This window comes from Desulfofundulus luciae, assembly GCF_030813795.1.
Lineage (GTDB): Bacteria > Bacillota > Desulfotomaculia > Desulfotomaculales > Desulfovirgulaceae > Desulfofundulus > Desulfofundulus luciae.
Genome location: NZ_JAUSUX010000001.1, coordinates 158,734 through 176,248, shown reverse-complemented (window position 1 = coordinate 176,248; position 17,515 = coordinate 158,734). Strand labels below are relative to the sequence as shown.

The 17,515-nt window shown below is 56.3% G+C and carries 16 protein-coding genes; 4 read left to right on the top strand and 12 right to left on the bottom strand.

All coding sequences use genetic code 11. The annotated features are described in order from the left end of the window. Nucleotides 1–13: 13 nt before the first annotated feature. The 11 genes from J2Z49_RS00875 to J2Z49_RS00825 all read right to left on the bottom strand — a co-directional run bounded on the left by J2Z49_RS00875 (nucleotide 14) and on the right by J2Z49_RS00825 (nucleotide 11,101). Nucleotides 14–478 (bottom strand): hypothetical protein, encoded by a 465-nt coding sequence (locus tag J2Z49_RS00875; protein WP_307398980.1) that lies wholly within the window; start codon nucleotides 476–478, stop codon nucleotides 14–16. A gap of 123 nt (nucleotides 479–601) precedes the next feature. Continuing rightward, the gene (locus J2Z49_RS00870) at nucleotides 602–1,363 is read right to left on the bottom strand and encodes a WecB/TagA/CpsF family glycosyltransferase (RefSeq protein ID WP_307398978.1); all 762 of its coding nucleotides are present in this window, start codon (nucleotides 1,361–1,363) and stop codon (nucleotides 602–604) included. Nucleotides 1,364–1,418: 55 nt separating this feature from the next. Further along, nucleotides 1,419–1,841, bottom strand: coding sequence for a PIN domain-containing protein (locus tag J2Z49_RS00865; protein WP_013824369.1), 423 nt, complete (start codon nucleotides 1,839–1,841; stop codon nucleotides 1,419–1,421). Further along, nucleotides 1,820–2,071, bottom strand: coding sequence for a type II toxin-antitoxin system CcdA family antitoxin (locus tag J2Z49_RS00860; protein ID WP_013824370.1), 252 nt, complete (start codon nucleotides 2,069–2,071; stop codon nucleotides 1,820–1,822). Before J2Z49_RS00860 ends, J2Z49_RS00865 begins: the two co-directional genes overlap by 22 nt. A gap of 44 nt (nucleotides 2,072–2,115) precedes the next feature. Continuing rightward, a complete protein-coding gene (locus J2Z49_RS00855) occupies nucleotides 2,116–3,651 on the bottom strand; it encodes a DHA2 family efflux MFS transporter permease subunit (protein ID WP_307398975.1) in 1,536 nt (511 codons plus the stop codon). A 21-nt stretch (nucleotides 3,652–3,672) separates the two neighbouring features. After that, entirely contained in the window at nucleotides 3,673–4,335 is a 663-nt protein-coding gene (locus J2Z49_RS00850) for an HlyD family secretion protein (RefSeq protein WP_307398973.1), read from the bottom strand. A gap of 145 nt (nucleotides 4,336–4,480) precedes the next feature. Beyond that, entirely contained in the window at nucleotides 4,481–7,615 is a 3,135-nt protein-coding gene (locus J2Z49_RS00845; protein ID WP_307398970.1) for an efflux RND transporter permease subunit, read from the bottom strand. Between the two features lie 13 nt (nucleotides 7,616–7,628). Beyond that, the gene (locus tag J2Z49_RS00840; RefSeq protein ID WP_307398968.1) at nucleotides 7,629–8,951 is read right to left on the bottom strand and encodes an efflux RND transporter periplasmic adaptor subunit; all 1,323 of its coding nucleotides are present in this window, start codon (nucleotides 8,949–8,951) and stop codon (nucleotides 7,629–7,631) included. 59 nt (nucleotides 8,952–9,010) lie between these two features. Next, a complete protein-coding gene (locus J2Z49_RS00835) occupies nucleotides 9,011–9,472 on the bottom strand; it encodes a MarR family winged helix-turn-helix transcriptional regulator (protein WP_307398966.1) in 462 nt (153 codons plus the stop codon). A gap of 110 nt (nucleotides 9,473–9,582) precedes the next feature. Beyond that, the gene (locus tag J2Z49_RS00830) at nucleotides 9,583–9,759 is read right to left on the bottom strand and encodes a hypothetical protein (protein WP_307398963.1); all 177 of its coding nucleotides are present in this window, start codon (nucleotides 9,757–9,759) and stop codon (nucleotides 9,583–9,585) included. A gap of 205 nt (nucleotides 9,760–9,964) precedes the next feature. Beyond that, nucleotides 9,965–11,101: a TolC family protein gene (locus J2Z49_RS00825; RefSeq protein WP_307398961.1), complete on the bottom strand. Its 1,137-nt coding sequence runs from the start codon at nucleotides 11,099–11,101 to the stop codon at nucleotides 9,965–9,967. Nucleotides 11,102–11,355: 254 nt separating this feature from the next. On the opposite strand from J2Z49_RS00825, the gene J2Z49_RS00820 reads away from it, so the two are divergent. Next, nucleotides 11,356–11,754 (top strand): DUF4351 domain-containing protein, encoded by a 399-nt coding sequence (locus tag J2Z49_RS00820; RefSeq protein WP_307398958.1) that lies wholly within the window; start codon nucleotides 11,356–11,358, stop codon nucleotides 11,752–11,754. A 312-nt stretch (nucleotides 11,755–12,066) separates the two neighbouring features. On the opposite strand, the gene J2Z49_RS00815 is transcribed toward J2Z49_RS00820, so the two are convergent. After that, a complete protein-coding gene (locus J2Z49_RS00815) occupies nucleotides 12,067–14,391 on the bottom strand; it encodes a copper amine oxidase N-terminal domain-containing protein (protein ID WP_307398956.1) in 2,325 nt (774 codons plus the stop codon). A 534-nt stretch (nucleotides 14,392–14,925) separates the two neighbouring features. Here J2Z49_RS00815 and J2Z49_RS00810 point away from each other — a divergent pair. From J2Z49_RS00810 to J2Z49_RS00800, 3 genes are all read left to right on the top strand, one after another. Then, nucleotides 14,926–15,192, top strand: a complete 267-nt coding sequence (locus tag J2Z49_RS00810; RefSeq protein ID WP_307398955.1) for an AbrB/MazE/SpoVT family DNA-binding domain-containing protein — start codon at nucleotides 14,926–14,928, stop codon at nucleotides 15,190–15,192. A gap of 309 nt (nucleotides 15,193–15,501) precedes the next feature. After that, nucleotides 15,502–15,903, top strand: a complete 402-nt coding sequence (tnpA, locus tag J2Z49_RS00805) for an IS200/IS605 family transposase (RefSeq protein ID WP_307398953.1) — start codon at nucleotides 15,502–15,504, stop codon at nucleotides 15,901–15,903. A 50-nt stretch (nucleotides 15,904–15,953) separates the two neighbouring features. Then, entirely contained in the window at nucleotides 15,954–17,231 is a 1,278-nt protein-coding gene (locus tag J2Z49_RS00800) for a transposase (protein WP_307398951.1), read from the top strand. The last annotated feature ends 284 nt before the right edge of the window (nucleotides 17,232–17,515 follow it).

Sequence of the window (17,515 nt, the reverse complement as noted above, 5' to 3'; positions counted from 1 at the left end):
AATAACGGCCGGCCTATTTACCGGCCGCACCCCGGTACATGATAATCACGCTGGTCTGGGCACGCAAGCCCCGGCCATCGGCCCTGGGAATGATGTACAGGTGGTTGGGAGCCACCGCCTTCCCGGCGGTCAGATTGGTGCCGGAGGTGACATCCGGTATCCCGCTGCCCGTGGGATCCACGGCCACAGCCTTACCGGAACGCAGGATAAATTCCATTCCCTCACCGCCGGTAAACTCCTGCCCGGCAGGCACGGTGGTCACCAGCCACTGGAAATCCCCGCCGCCCTGCCTTTCGCCCAGGGCTTCGCGTACATATCTGGCCACATATTCCTCCACGAAACTCTTGCTTACCAGGGGATCGGCGTCGGAACCCGGTTCCCCGCCAACCGCCGCCCCGGCCAGGCGGGCATATCCCCCAACCGCGAGCAGCCCGAACAATAACACGGCTGCCACCACGGCAGGCCATTTTTTTCCCATTTGAATCCCCTCCAATGGCCACAATTAATTAAAGGTTCGACAAAAGCTTTCTCTTTCCTGCCTGAGTTATCCCCTCTTTCCAGCTACCCTGTTCCGGCTCCCGCTCGCTCCGGTGAGCCTTAATCATTTCCCCAACCGCGCTTTCCGCCAGGCCAGCCAGGCAAAGCGGGGCAGCACCAGCATGCGGCGCCAGCGGCGCGGTTCCCGGAGCAGCCGTCCCAGCCATTCCAGGTGGAGGCGCTGCATCCACACTGGAGCCCTGGCCACCCGGCCGGCAATTACGTCAAAACTGCCTCCAACGCCCATGGCCACAGGCACACCCAGGGCCTGCTTGTGCCGGGCGATGAATTTTTCCTGTTTTGGGGCCCCAAGGGCCACAAAAAGGAGGTCGGGTTGTGCCGCCCGGATCTGTTCCACCACGTCCCATTCCGTCACACCTGTTTCCCCGGTCCCTGTAGTAACGGGGGCCGGTTTGAAATAGCCGTGCTGCGTGCCGGCCACCACAAGTCCCGGGTGTTTTTCCTTCAGCCGGCGGGCGGCCTCCTCCGCCACTCCCGGCGCGGCCCCGAGCAGAAAGATGCGCCAGCCCTCCCGGGCGGCCCTGGACACCAGCGCCAGCATGAGATCGATGCCCGTTACCCGCCCGGGTACGGGGGTGCCGGCCACCTTTGCCGCCCAGACGATGCCGATGCCGTCGGCGGTAACCAGGTCGGCCCGGTTGATTAAGGCCAGCAGTTCCGGCTCCTGCTGGGCACGGTACAAAATTTCCGGGTTTAAGGTAATTACCTGGTGGGGGCGTCCCGTGGCCACAAAAGCAGCCACCCGCTCAACCGCCCCGGCCAGATCGACCGCATCAACCCGTGCACCCAGGAGGTTTATGTGCATGGACTCCGAAACCCTCCCACGCTAATAGACGAATTACAGCCCCATTTGGTTCCATTCAACGACCGGCAAGCATTGTGTTAATTTCCAACACCTCGAGGCCGTCAACAAATGAAAAATGGCGCCGGTTGGTCGTTAAAACCGGTACTTTTGCTGCCAGCGCCGCTGCGGCAATAATAATATCGGCCAGTTCAATGGTAAAACCCTTTTCCCGCAAGGACCGGGCCAGTTCACCCGCTTTTTCTGCCAGTTCGGCATCCAGAGGGATTACTGATACTCCTTCAAAAAAGCGGCGGGTTTTGCCTTCTTCCCCCGCCTTTACTCCTTGCCAGACTTCGACCAGGGTAACCGTTGAAACGGCAAGCTGCCCCCGGGCATCGAGCAGTTCGAGCAAAAGTTCTTTCATCCCGGGAAAATTGCGCAGGTGTAAAATCACCGCACTGGTATCCAGCAGGCAGCCTAATGTTCTGCACGCCGCCATGTTGATCTAACCTCACGTACATATTTTTCTACATCTACAACAGTTTGCAGTTCAGGGTGGTTTTCATCGGACCAGGCACCGGCGCTTTCTTTAATCGCCCGCCGGCTTTGTTCCCGGGAAACATATTCCCTCATTCCGGCAGCAATAAAGGAACTTATATTCGTCGTGAGGTTTTTCATCTGGTCAACAAGATCCTTGGGCAGGGTAATCGATAACTTTACAGTTTTCATACCCTTCACCTCCCACCCCATAATACTACCCGGCAACCCTACCGTCAAGCAACCTTACCCTTCCCCGCAACCTTCACTTTTTTACCTAAAAACAGGGACAGCGGTATGGCCACAGCCACCATCAGGGCACTGACAATGAAACAGTCTGCAATGGCGCTGGCCATGGCCACCCGCTGGGCAACCATGCCGAAGACGGCCAGGGCGCCGTCCCCGGACAGGGCCAGGGCCTGCTTAACCTGCTGGAGGGCTCCATAAGCCACCGGGGAGGACCAGCCAAAATCATCCCTCATCCAGTTAAAATGATAAACCTGGCGTTTGGTCATTAGAGAAGTAAAAATGGCAATGCCAAAAGAAGCGGCAACCTGGCGCACCAGGTTGTTAAGGGATGACGCCCGCCCGGAAAGCCTGGCCGGAACGGCCTCCATGCCAGCGGTGCTGATGGGCATCATGGCCAGCCCCATACCCAGAGACCGGTACATCATCATCATTTGCAGCCAGTGCGTGGAAATGTCAAGGTTTATTTTATGAAGCTCCCATGTCGTAAAGGCAACCACCGACAGCCCCACTAGGGCCAGCGGCTTTGCCCCAATTTTATCGTACAAGCGGCCGCTGATGGGCATCATCAGGCCGCTGGTAAGTGCAGCAGGCATCAAGAGCAAGCCCGTCTGCGTCGGTGTCAGGTTCAGCAGGTTTTCAGTAAAGATGGGCATCAAAAAAAGACCACCGAAAAGGCCGATGGATAAAACAGCGGTGGTTAAAAGGCTGACCGCAAAAACCGGGTTGGCCAGCATACGCACGTCCAGCAGGGGATCTTCTTCACCCAGCTCCCACAGCACAAACATGAGCAGGGAAAAGAAGGCGGCCACCAGCAGGGTGACAATGTACTGGGAAGTCCATCCTTTGTCCTGCCCTTCGCTCAGGGCCAGCAGGAGGGCAAAACAGCCGGCGCTGGACAACAAGCATCCGAGAAGGTCAAACCTGGCTTTAAGCAGGGGCGTTTCCCGCAGAAATACGACCGCCAAAAACATGCCGATCAGGCCGACGGGCAGGTTGATGAAAAAAATCATGTTCCACGAGAAGTTATCCGCCAGGTAGCCGCCCAGGGTGGGGCCGATGGTAGGGGCCATCATGGCCGATATGCCCCAGATCCCCATGGCCATCCCCATTTGTCCCCGGGGCACCACCTTGAAAAGCATGCCCATGCTGATGGGAACAAGCATCCCGCCCCCCACGGCCTGGCATACCCTGGCCGCAACAAGTGAGGTATTACTCCAGGAGAGGCCGCATAATAATGACCCCAGGGTGAAAAATGCCAGCGTAAAGATGTACATGCGCTTGTAACCGAACACATCCCCCAGGTAACCGCTCAGCGGAATTACAACACCGCTGACAAGAAGGTAGGCGGTCAAAACCCACTGAATTTCATCCGTTCCCACACCAAAAACAGCCATGATTTTGGGCACGGCTACATTGACAATGCTGCCGTCCAGTATAGACATAAAAGGGCCGATAACAAGGATAAACAGTTCCCGCCAGGGAAACCTGCTTTCACCGGTTGTTGCTAACCTATCCGCAGACATCGGGCCATAACCTCCGCTCCATCAGCGAATATGAATTTTCACGTAGGCATTTGTTCCTATCTCTACATAATGTGGAGGGTATGTATCAAATACAATTTTTACCGGCACGCGCTGTACCACTTTTGTAAAGCTGCCGGATGTGTTGGTTGTGGGCAGAAGGGAGAAGGTGGAAAGGGAGGCCCTGCCAATGCGAACCACATGGCCCGTGAATTTATACCCCTGCAGGACGTCCAGGGTGATGTCCACCTTCTGACCCGGACGCACCTTTTTCAGGTCGGTTTCCTCGATATTGGCGGTGACATAGAGGGCTGACGGATCTGCAACCATGATTACGGGCTGCCCCGGGGCAGCAATTTCACCCACATGGGCCACCTTTTTAACCACCACGCCGCTTACGGGTGACCGCACCACCGCAAGGTCAATGTTGGCCCCCGGGGAGAGGGTGGTATCGTCCAGGCGGGCAACGATATCCCCGGCCCTGACCGCCTGTCCTTCTTCTACGTTTATCTCCAGCAATTTACCGGACACCTGGGGACTCACCCGGTAAATATCGCCGTCGATACGGGCATCTTCGGTAGTGACGTAGTAGCGGTTCATATACAAGTAGTAAGAGGTTACGGCGGCCAGGGCAATCACCATGACCGCAGCCACGATGAAAACAAGCCTTTTATTTTTCACATCCAACGCCCTCCCAAATACATGCCCCGGCTTCCCTCAAGCCGGCAGGAGGACAGGTTTACAAAAGGGTGCCTGGCCCTCTCTGCCAGCCTGGGGCAGCACCGGGTTTTTTCTATGCTTTATGCTTTATGCTTTTTCCTTTCCTACCAGCTCAGTGCCCTGCTCCGGCTTCCAGCTCCACACCCCTTTTTCCTGCCCGCCGGTTCCGCCAGCGAGCCAGCCGGTCTTCCAGGAGGGTGTAAACCACAGGCACCAGCACCAGGGTGATCAGGGTGGAAAAGGCCAGCCCGCCAATCACCACCGTAGCCATGGGCGCCTGCGCCTCGGACCCCTCGCCCAGCCCCAGGGCCATGGGGAACATGGCCAGGATGGCCGTAAGGGCCGTCATCAGGATGGGACGCAGCCTGGTGGGGCCGGCTTTTAAAATGGCCTCCTCACGGCTCATTCCCCGGGAACGAAGTTTATTCACATAGTCGATAAGCACAATGGTATTTTTGACCACGATGCCTACCAGCATGATCACCCCGATGAACGCAGGCAGGCTGAAGCTCCGCCCGGTCACCAGCAGGCTGAACACAATCCCGATGAGCGTTACCGGCACGGAAAACATGATGATAAAGGGCTGGAGCAGTGATTCAAACTGGGCCACCATCACCAGGTAAACCAGCACCACCGCCAGGATCAGGGCCAGCCCCAGAGCGCTGAAGGTCTCCTGCATCTGCTCCTGCTCGCCGGCAAAATCAATCAGGTAGCCGGGGGGGAGGTCCAGTTCAGGCAGTCTGGCCCGGATGTCCCTGATCACGCTGCCCAGGTCTCTGCCGGCCAACTCCGCCGTCACCGAGACGATCCGCGACTGGTCTTCCCGCTGGATTTCATTGGGCCCGCGGGCCAGCACCAGATCTGCCACCTGGGTAAGAGGAATTTTCGTCCCCGCCGGAGACATGATTTCCAGGTGGTTCAAATCCTGCAGGCGGGTGCTGTCTGCCGTATCCAGCTCTACCCGGATATCTATTTCATCCCCACCCACCCGGTAGCGGGTGGCCACCACGCCGTCAATGGCCGTACGCACCGTGGAAGCAACCTCGGCCGGGGTCAGCCAGTACATGGCCGCCCTGTCCCGGTGCACGTGCACCTGCACTTCCGGCCGGCCTTCCTCCAGACTGGAAGTAACCTGGCGGGTGCCGGGCACCTGCCTTACCAGGGAAGCCAGCTGCTCCCCCAGACGGGTGAGTTCGTACAGGTCGTCACCAATGATCCGGACATCCACGGGAGCAGTACCGCTGCCCTGGATAAAATTGCCCTGGGCAAAACTGCTGGTCGGAGCGCTGACCTTGATCTCGGCTCCCGGGATACTTTTCAGTTCCCGGCGTAATTTTTCCGCCAGCTGGTCGGCCGATAATTTACGTTCCGCCCGGTCCACCAGTTCCAGGCTGATCTGGGCCGTATCGGTGGTACCGCCACTCATCCGGCTGCCGGTATACCCCACCCCGGTGGCAATAGATTTCACTTCCGGCATGGCCCCGGCAATTTTTTCGATTTCCGTACAAACCCGGTTGGTTTCATCCAGGGCCGTACCTTTAGGCATTTCAATGGTGATATTGATTTTCCCCTGGTCCATCCGGGGCATCAGCTCAAGACCCACCAGGGGAATGGCCAGCACACTTAAAACAAGCCCTGCCGCCACAGTCAGAATCACCCGGCGGCGGTGGCCCAGGGCCCAGGACAAAAGGCGCCGGTAGGCGGCGTCCAGGTTATTAAACCAGCGCTCCGAAAGGCGGTATATCCGGCGCCATCCCCGCACCTCTCCCTCCCCTGCCGTTTCCAGCACCAGCATACGGGAAGCCAGCAGCGGCACCAGGGTTAAGGCCACCATCAGCGAGGCAAAAATGGAGAAGCTCACCGTTAAAGCCATGGGGGTGAATAACTGGGCCGCCAGCCCCTGAACAAAGATCACCGGCAGGAATACGGCAATGGGGGTCAGGGTAGAAGCAATAACCGCCCCGCCCACCTCATCGGTGGCCACCCGGGCCGCATCCACCATCCCCAGTCCCTGCTGCCGGTGCCGGTAGATGTTTTCCAGCACCACGATGGCGTCGTCCACAATCAGGCCGACGCCCAGGGCCAGCCCCCCCATGGTGATCAGGTTCAGGGTCATGTCGCAAAAATAGAGCAGAACAAAGGTGATGATGATGGAAATGGGGATGGCCGTGGAAATGATCAGGGTGCTGCGCAGGTTGCGCAGGAAAATCCAGATAATCAGCACCGCCAGGATGCCGCCCACCACAATCTCCCGCACCACATGATTGATAGATTGCTGGATGAACTTTGACTGGTCGTCAACAATGCGAAACTGTACCTCCGGCAGATCCCGTTCCAGCCGGGCAATGGCCTTCTTTACCGCCCGGGCCACCTGTACCGTATTGGCATCACTCTGCTTGTTGATATACATGGCCATGGCCGGTTCACCATTCACCCGGCTCAGCTGGGTAACCTTTTTCTGCCCGTCCACAACCCGGGCCACGTCCCCGATATGAATAGGTGTCCCACCGGGGCTATCTATCACAACCTGCCGGATTTCATCCAGGTTTTTAAACTCCCCCGTTACCCGGATCAGGTAATCCATGGTTCCTTCCCGGGCCGTACCGCTGGAAACATTCATGTTTTCGGCCCGCAGCGCGGCGGTCAGCTGGTTTAAAGCCAGACCGTAACCCTGCAGCTTCACCGGGTCCACAAACACCCGGATTTCCCGCTCATAGCCGCCCGCCGTCCAGACGCTGGCCACGCCGGCCACCCGCTCCAGGCGGGGCTGAATCACGTCGTCGGCCAGATCCTTTAACCGGGCCGGGTCGTTGCTGGCCAGGGACAGCTGGATAATGGGAAACATATTGGGGTCCATCCTCAAGATGAGCGGGTCGTCGGCATCCTCGGGCAGGGAACGGCGGATTATATCCACCTTTTCCCGCATCTGCAGGGAGGCATAGTCCATGTCGGTACCCCATTTAAAGCGCACAATAACTACGGACCGCCCCATGCTGCTGGTGGAACTAATGCTGTCCAGGTTGTTCACCGTGCTCAGGACGGATTCCAGCGGTTTGGTAATCTGGTTCTCAATCTCTTCCGGCGCTACCCCCTCGCAGGTGGTAATCACCGCACCCACGGGCAGATCCAGATCGGGGAACAGGTCTATGGTCAGCCGGCTTAAGGAAACCCCTCCCAGGATCAGGGCCACCGTTACCAGTACGGCCACCAGCATGGGGCGCTTGATGGATATATCGGTAATTTTCATTTAATTATCCCCTCTAACCGTTTCTCACCGTCACCTTTGCCCCGTCTTTCAGATTCTCCATGCCGGCCGTCACCACTTCTTCCCCTTCCTTTAAACCGGCAGTAATGGCAATATTGCGGCTGTCGGAATCTCCCGTCTTTACCTCCCGCTTGCTGACCGTACCGTTTGTCACCACCCAGACGAATTCTTTACCCTGCTCGCTCACCACCGCCTGCCGCGGCACCAGCAGGAATTTCTGCTGCGTTCTGGACAGCTGCACCTCAGCAAACATACCCGGCTTCAGAACATGGTTGGGGTTGTCTACCTGCACTTTAATGGGGAATGATTTGGTCACCGGATCCGCTGCCGGGGCAATATTGGTTACCACCCCTTTGAAGGGATGTTCTCCTGCCGCCTGTACTTTCACCTGCACCTCCTGGTTTTGTTTTAACTGATTGATATAATTCTCACCAACGGTGGCCTTGACCACCACTTTGTCCAGGTTGACCATGGAGATGACCGGTGCTGCCGTGGATGCCACTTCACCGGGCTCCACATGGCGCGCGGTAACCTCGCCGGAAAAAGGCGCCCGTATAAAGCTGTCCTCGTAGGCCTGCCGGGCCAGGGCCAGCTGCACCTGGGCACTGGAGAGGGCCGCCCGGGCCTGCTCTATCTGTGCCCGGGCCAGTTCCACCTGGGCGGGGGCAGTACCTTCTGCTGCCTCTTTCGCCTGCTTGTAGGGAAGTTCGTACTGGGTTTCAAAGGTGGCCTGGGGAATAGCCCCGGTAGCCAGCAACTCCTGAGCCCGCTTGTAGTTGGCCTCGGCCACCGCATAATTGGCCCGGGCATTGGACAGGTTGGCCTGGGCCGACTTCAGACCTGCTTCCGCCTGGGACAGGGCCGCGGAAGCCTGCTTCACCCCTGCCTCCGCCTGAGCCACCCGGTCGGCCAGATCTTTATTTTCCAGGGTGACCAGCACCTGTCCGGCGCTCACCCGGTCGCCCACATCCACATGTACCTGCGCCACCTTGCCGGGCACTTTAGAAACCACATCGGCCGACTGCAGCGCCTCCAGCTTACCGCTGAAAATGAGAACATTGTCCAGCGTCCCCGGTTCCGCCTTCTGCGTGCTGACTGCTAAAGCACCGGCCGCCGCCTGATTGCCGGCCGGCTGCTTTGAGCCACAGCCCGCAGCCAGCAGCAGTCCAACCAGAAACATTACCAGCAAAAACATGCTCAAGCGTGATGCCGGCCTGACGGATGCAGGCCTGTGCCTGCCTGCCCGTTTTGCAGGCAGGCCATTATGTAACTGGACCCTGTCTTTACAATCCCGCAGAATAAGCCTGTTTAACTTCACCTTCTGCACTCTCCCCACCCTGAAATAGATTAAAGTTTTCGTCTTATTCTGTGAATGACCTAATGACATCCGCCCGGTGAACCCTCGCGGCTAGTAATCACCAGTAATTTTTCTAAAATGCATACCAGCTGCTCCAGGTCTTCCTCCGGCAATTGACCCCAATATCTCTCCATGACCCGCCGCTTGGCGGCCACGCACGAGCGCACAACCTCCTCCCCCCTGGGCGTCAGTTCAAGCCATACCACCCGCCGGTCGCCCTCGTCCCGGCGGCGCTGCACGAAACCGGCCCGGTGCAGCCTGTCCACCAGCGCAGTAATGGCACTCAGTGATACCCCCATGTCCTCGGCCGCCTCGGACACGCTCATACGCCCCCGGCGCAGGATACGTTTGAGCACCCAGAACTGGTTGCCGGTCAAACCTTCCAGCAGGTGGTGGTCCAGCTCGGCGTGAAGCCGCCTGGCCACCTGGTTGAAAACATCTTCCAGCCTGTCCAGGCAGGCGGACAACTTTTGGTTGTTCACCCCCGTCACCCTTCCCGTTAAAAAATTTAACGTTGCAAAAAATTCACTAAGTTAAGTATATGTATGCGAGGAAGACCCTGTCAACAGAAAAAGATGTGGTTATTAAGAATCTAATCCTGGAACGATAAGTTCACCCCGTCCACCAGCACCGGGCGGTCCTGGGGCCACAGGCCCACCAGCCGGTTGAAAGAGGCATAGGCGTTGTATACATTCCAGTACTTTTTGCACGCGTCCAGGGCCACCTTGTCCCAGAACAAAAAGGGCGGGCAGATTATATTGCCACCCATTGCCGTATCTGTTAATCTTTGAAATAAACACCCTGGCTGATCTGGAGGATTACTTACCTTAGAAGAAAAGAAAAATTAGTTGTGGAAGTTGAAGAAATGAAATTTTTAGGAATCGGCGGTTCGCTTTTGGCTGTTTACAACCGTTAACCCCAAGCTATAAACCCCTGCCCTTTTAGAGGACAGGGGTCTTTTCATCACTGCCAGGCTAACCCTGAGCATTTCCCGGAGAACCGCTGCCGCTTGCCCCACTACCGGCGACGGCCAGGCTGATGTAGGCCCAGGGCTTTTCAAAGGCCAGCTTGAGGTAGGCGTGCTGGCAGGCTGTTTCCAGCGCCTTTTGTTTCGCCTCTGCCAGGGCTGCCTCGGCGGCCGCCACCTCGGCCCGGGTGGCCATACCCACGTCGTATTTCACCTTCGTCACCCGCAGGTTTTCCTCGGCGGTTTTTACCCCCTCCTGCAGGGCCTGGTAGGATTCTTCCAGGCTTTTGGCCTTGTAGTAGAGGGACCGGGTGACCTCTTCCAGCATCTTCTTGGCGCTGGCGGCATCCAGCTCGGCCTGCTCCACCTCGATTTTTCTCGCCTGATATGGCCGGTATTCACCGGTGTAAAACATCATGTCCTCAAGGTACTTTTGCAGCGTCACCTTTTCATTGGCCAGCCAGACGGTGGGGCTCTCGTCCACTATCCGGCCCACCTCGGTTTCCACGTCGGACACCTGCAGCGGATTAAAGTTCACCCCGTCCACCAGCACCGGACGGTCCTGGGGCCACAGACCCACCAGCCGGTTGAAAGAGGCATAGGCGTTATCGAGATCGTTTTTCGCCGCTTCCAGGGCTGCCTTAGCCTGGGCCATCTGTGCTTCCGCCGCCACCAGGGCGGCCTGCGGGATCATCCCCACCTGGAAATTGGCCCGCGCCCTGCGCAGCTCCCAGTCGGCCTTTTTCAATCCTTCTTCCGCCGCCCGCACCTTTTCATGCGCCTTCAGTACATCCCAGTACTTTTTGCACGCGTCCAGGGCCACCTCGTCCTGCTCGGCGGTCAAACTTTTCTTGGACATGCGCCAGGTCAGGTCGGCGGTCAGAAGGTTGCTCCAGGCTATTTCCACCTTCGGGTTGCCCGGGGGTTCCAGAGGCGTGTAATCCAGTTGTTCCGACCTGTATACGCGCCATTCGTAGGTACGGTCCACATCCTTTTCCGCCTTCTTCACCGATTCGCTGTGCGCCAGCGCCAGGGCTACCGCCTGGTTCAGGGTCAGCTCGGGCGTCGCCGGCTCTTTGGCCCAGGCATAGGGTGGAACGAGCAAAGAAGCTATGAGGATAAGCACTGTGAGAATGCGGCCCAAGTTTCAGCCCTCCTTTTTCCTGTCCGGTTTTAAACTTGTTAAATTATTGTTAAACCGTTTAACTAATTTTCACCCCCAGTATACCCCTGGCAAACAGGTGCAGTCAAGGTTTTTTCGTCCTCGGGGACCATGATTTTCACATCATTCCAAGGGGCAAGCAATGGTCAGGGAAACCAGCAAGGACAAAAAGGGCGGGCAGATTGTGTTGCCACCCATTGCCGTATCTGTTAAAATCAAATTGGTTACGAGAATGCGTGCTGGATATTGTGCAGGCTCCCGCCACCTCGGAGGAAAAAAGAAAAACGCTCCTGCGGGCGGAGATATTTGCCGGCCTTTACTTTGAAAAGAAAATTATCGAACAAATCTTCCGGGAGGTAGAAACCATGCTGAATATCGAAGAATCGGCCGGTTATCAGCGGATTTTCAAAAAGGGTGTCGAAAAGGGAATACAGCAAGGCATTGAGAAGGGCATGGAAAAAGGCCGGCAGGAAACCCTCAGGGAGAGTGTTTTGAAGCTTTTGCACAAAAAGTTCAAGAAAGTGCCCCGCCATTATGTGGATAAAATCAAGTCCCTGGATGAATACGCCCTGGGGCTGATCCTGGAAAACATCTTTGAAATAAACACTCTCTCCGACCTGGAGGAGTACCTTTAACCGTCACCTTCATCCCGTAATTATCCCGTACCCTCCCCAGCCGGCGCCCTTTACACGTACCCGGTCCCTCCCCTGCACCCGCTTTTCGCCATGCCCGCTGCATCTTACCGCCGCGGGTGTCCCTTAACGTGTTCAAGCCGACCACCGCCATCCTTGCCGTTTTCAGTTCCCACTGAGTTGTGAAAAGGGCGAAGGAAAAGGGAATAATCGTGGTTCAGAGCTTCGAATGGTTGTAACCGACAAGTAAAAATCAGCAAAAGAAAAAACCGGGCTGGAATCGTCAGGAGTTCCAGCCCGGCTTGCTTTAGAAGCTTACAGGGTCATGGTGACGGCCTGGCTGTTCGGGTCCCAATCCACACTGGCACCCAGGGCCTGGGCAACCCAGCGGAAGGGCAGCATGGTCCGGCCGTTAGTGACCTCGGCCTTGACGTCCATGGTGACGGCCACGCCGTTGATCAGCATAACGTTGCTGCCGATGGTGAACTGCACGACCTTATCACCCTTGAGCAGGGTCACCTTGCCGCCGCTGTAGAGGATGTTCTCAGGAGCCACACCCACGGCCTCGGCGGAGTAACGCACGGGGACGTAGGTCCGGCCGTTCTTCACGTACGGGGCCACATCCATGGTCTGCTCCACACCGTTCACGGTGAACTTGGTGTCGCCGACCTTGAAGACCACGGTAGACTTCTGCTCACCGGGGGCGGGCGTGACGCAATTGGCTATGATCGCCTTGGCAACCGTCGTAGCCCCGGGGAAGTACGTATCTTTACCGCTCGAATCCAATGTTTCATTCACGGCCGTGCCTTTAACCTTCAGCACCAGTACTCCTTCTGGGACGGTACGGTCGACCGTCAACTTAATCCCGCTGATCTTGATTGTGGACGGCTTGGTGCTCGTGCTCTTGACCGGAATTACCAACTCGCGGCTGTCGTTCTGAGTCTTAGGCGTGTCAATCTGCAGATCGCCCTCCACTACACTGACAGCGGGTGTGCTGCTGAAGGTCACGCCCGAAGGTAACTCAAGAACAATCTGAGCTTGGGTATTACTTGAATCACTATCAACTGTGCCAGTTCCGAGTGAAGCATTATCCTTGGTGTAAGTTATAGTACTGTTGATGTTGCTAGCGGCCACTTCAGTGATAGAGACATCTCCCGTTGCCTGATCGCTGAGGCCGATCTTGACGTCCGGTGTAGAAGAAGCTTTAACATTCACACCGGCAGCAACCTTACCGACTGTGATGGTACCGGTCAGGCCCTGGCTGCCGCCAACAGTAACGTCAAGATTGCCGGCGAATGCGGGTGACACAGTAACCTTCGCGTCCTTAAACACCAGCGTCGCTGCGTCAGTCGTGGAGGTCGCAGATCCCGTGAATTTAATGGTACCCTTGATGGTACGCCCATCGGAACCTACGGCCTGCCAGCTGTTATCGACTGCACTTTGATCGATACCTGCCAGAGTGGATGCGCTGGCGTCAATGACCGGCTTGGCCGCCCACTTCACACCATCCGGCAGGGTCAGGGTGATGGTCCGGTCCTTGATCAGGCTACCCTTTAAGCCCTCAGCGACCTGGAACTTACCGATCTTCTGAGCAGCCTTACCTGCCACCAAGTCAGGAGACGTAAGTGCGCTGACACTCAGCCCGTACTCACCATACTTGGCAACCACCAAGGACGACGGAGACACGGTAGCCGCACCGCTGATTGTGATGGTAACGTCACCCTTCTTGGCCACGCTCTCGTCAACATTGATGTAAGCCGTCAGCTTGAGGAAGGTGGCCTGAGTCGAAGCCGCACCCGAAGGCACGTGGATGGCCAGCTCGCGGCCGCTATTGCCCGTCGTGAAGTACAGACTGTTCGTGGGTGGTGTGCTCGGATTTGTACTTACGGCGGAGATACCAAGATTACCCCACGTCGCACTCACACTGGGTTGATAACTAGCCGAAGTATCCCATGTGAACCCTGGCGGGAGAGTCAGCTTCACGGCCGCGTCGCTGCCGGAATCCTTGAGCGCCCCGCCCATATTTTCCTTGATGTCGATTACCCCGATTTTCTGATCAGCGTCGGAGCTGATCGACTCGACACTCTCCGCCGCGAGGGTCACCTGCCCGGAGCCGGCAGTCGCGATCACGATCTCGCCGTTGGAGAAGACCGAGCCGGGCGGCGCGGAGGCGGTGAGCTTAATGTCCCCGGTGGCTCCTCCAGGAACCCTCAGCATCGTGATAGGAATGCTAATGGTGCTGGTCGTAGCCGTGGTGGTCGTATTAGTAGGCCCGCTAAGAGTCACAGTGAATTCAGAAGCAGGGGTAGTGTTAATAGTAGAAGGCGTAATACCCACATCACTCGCTGCGAATGCACCGGTGGTTTTTATGTTTGCTGTATCCAGCTTCAGTGCGAAACCGGACGGACTGGACGGTAGCGAGAAGACAACCTTACTTCCCGTAGAGGCGAGTGCCGTAGTCGTATCCATCGAGATCTGCAGATATGTTGATAGCGTGTTGTCCTGACCAGCAGAAACCGGCATTACAGTGCTGACGCCATAGGTTGTCGCCGCCGCCGCCGGTCCGACCATCGGCACCAGCAGGGTTGCCAGCATGGCCAGGGTGGCCAGGATGGCAATCAGTTTCCTGGATTTACGCATCCAGTTTTAACCTCCTTTAGAAAGTGTTTCTTGTTGATTTCTTTCCACGTCTTACCTGGCAAGGGCTTTTCCTGCCGTCCATCCCCCCTTTTCCGTTTTCCCATCTCCTGGTGCGTCCGGGCTGCGTTGCGTGCTGCCACTCTGTTCCTCCGGGTGCAGTGGCACCCTCATTAACCAGCGACTCACCGGGGAAGGTATATTCTACACCGCCACCCAGAATTCCTCCTGCACTGGACGGGCCTTCCTCGGTTACCTGGTTAGTTAGACAACTGGAAGGATGAAAAAGTTCCACCCGGGAGAAAAAAATTTTTTTCGAGGGCCGCCGGCACTATGCAAACATCGATTGCCAAATAGTCCGCGTCAAGGGATATGTTTTTAAAGTTCGTCGATGATACACGAAGATGTTATCAGGACTACTGGTGGACCTGGTGGTATCCGCGACCGCGAGCCGGGTTGCGCACCTTCTTTCCTAATTGTTTACTCTATGAATTCATGCTAGACTATAGTAAGAAAACCACCAAAGGAGAGATGCATGTGGAGTTCGTATCTCCAACTCCTAAAGGTCAGGTGACAATTCCCAAACCCATCCGCGATGCCCTGGGTCTCACGCCCAAAACCAAACTGCGGGTGTATGCTGACAGGGGCAGAGTGGTTCTGGAACCTGTGTTTCCCCTGGATAGTCTTCTGGAGGAGCTGGAAGCCGAAGCCCGCCAGAAAGGATATACCAGAGAAGATCTGGAGCGGGAGGTCGAGGCCGTGCGGGAACAACTGATCAAGAAACTTTACCCGGCGGGAGATTGACTGTGCGAGTAATGCTTGATACCAACGTGTTATTTTGAACTCTTACTTTGATTGTTACGTCTCGTTTGTCCTGGCCGCATCCAGAAACGTAAAGCTGGTCACGGGCGACCGCCGCCTGTTCAACGCAGTCGGTGCGCATCTTCCCTGGATCGTCTGGATTGAAGAAACCATTTCGAAGATCTGCCGTGCCGCATTCTTCCCACTTCAGTGGGGAGTTAGGCACGGCTAAATTTTTCCTCGGTTATCGTTGCTTACCAATTACGCATATGTTACAATAGAAGAAACATTTAATAATGAGGAATACTTATCATGGAACTCCAACGTAACCGCAACAGTGTATTCCAGATCGGCTACCATTTCGTTTGGTGTGTCAAGTACCGGAAACCTGTTCTGACCGGTCAAATAGCGGAAGACCTCAAGGAGTTGTTTTTACACATTGCCAGCGACAACAATTTTTCTATCGAGCAAATGGAAGTTATGCCCGACCACGTGCACTTATTTGTGACCGCCACGCCCAACCACCTGATTGCCGACATGGTCAAAGCCCTCAAGGGCGTTTCGGCCAGATTCCTGTTCAAAAAGCACCCGGAGCTGAAAAAGCAACTCTGGGGCGGGCACCTCTGGAATCCTTCTTACTATGTGGGTACCGTCGGGCACATCTCCGAAGAGACAGTCAAGAAGTACATCGAAAACCAAAAGGCAGGCGATTAAAAATGCCGCACCTGCGCGGGTTCATAAAAACATTCCGGTACAACCTGCTTATGCCGGCCAGCGCAGAGGAACAGGCCGCCTGTACTATTATGCAGTACCGGCAGGTGGTTTCTTATTATCTTCAGGTGTTTCAGGAACACCAGGAGATAATCGGACACAGCCAGTGGCTCAAGATGGCGGAGCATCTGACGCACAGGACGGAGGACAACCCGAATGCGGAGTATCCTTTCGACGAAGAATTTCCCAATTTCCCCTCCGGCTTGCGGAGGAACGCCATCGCCGAGGCCCACGGCAAGGCCCTGGCATGGAGAACCGGCTACGAAAAGTGGGAGGAGAGAAAGCGCAAGCACGAAGAGAGGAATGCCAGGCGCATCGCCGCAGGCAAGAAACCCATTGAGTTTACGGAGCGTCCGCCGCAATATCCGGAGGACGACAACTGCTGGTTGTCCTACTACGGCACCGAGTACAAGTGGGAAGATTCCCACCATATAATGCTCAAAATGTTCACCGGCAGGTCTTACACTTACCGGAAAATTGCGCTTTTGCAGCCGTTTGTCGTCCCTCCGGGTTACGCCGCAGGTTCTCCCATGCTGGTGAAAAAACCGACCGGCTGGGAGCTGCACGTACCTATTGTGCGGGTGGCAAAATTAAACCTGAAAAAGATTGAGAAACTCGTTAAGGACCCCTCTCTTAAAATCTGTCTGGTCGATCTGGGCATAAAGCGCCACGCGGTGATGACCATCCAGGATACCAAAGGCAGGGTCTACGCGGCGAAGTTCATCTCCGGCGCGAAGGACAACCACCTTAGGAAGCGGTACCTGGAGAAGATAGTCAACCTGCAAATGCAAGCCGGGGTTATTCCCGAAGGTGAGCGGTTTGCCAAAGATTTATGGAACAAAGTATCCAACCTGAACGACGACATAGCTCACCGGGTATCCCGGGAAATCGTGGATTTTGCTGAACATCACGGGGCCAAAATTATTGTTTTCGAGTATTTAGATGATTTAAAGCCGGAGAAGGGTACCAAATCTCACTACCTGAACCAGAAGTTTAACTATTGGGTAAAAGGCCGGATATTCCGGTACACGCGCTACAAGGCACTGCACGAAGGCATAGTCACCTGCCGGGTGCCGGCTAAAAACACTTCTGCCCGGTGTCCGTACTGCGGGATGTTAACCATCCGGCGGTACAACAAGGGCCGGGACGGGAAGGAAGTAAAAGGTGTCGACCTGGCGAAGTGTACTAATTGCGGAGTGCGCGACATAAATTCCGACTTTGTGGGCAGTTTGGGAATCGGGACTGCGTTCCGGCTCAAGTACTGCTCATAAAGATTTTATCTCGTGCCGGGCGGGTTCCAAACCTGTCCGGAAGACCTTCCCGGCAACGGGAGGGCGTCCATGCCACCTACACTACGCTCTACCCAGGAGTCTTGACGTATCGGGTTAACGGACGCAGTTTAGTGGAGGTAATTGCGTGGTGGTATAGTGGATCAGGCACGAACCCGCTGGCTGCTTGCACCCGGTAAGATACGGCGTAATTCGTCACGGCAGGTCCATCTCCCGCCGGTATGCAGTCGGGCCTACGGCCCAGAGACTTCTACGACCGCGTACCC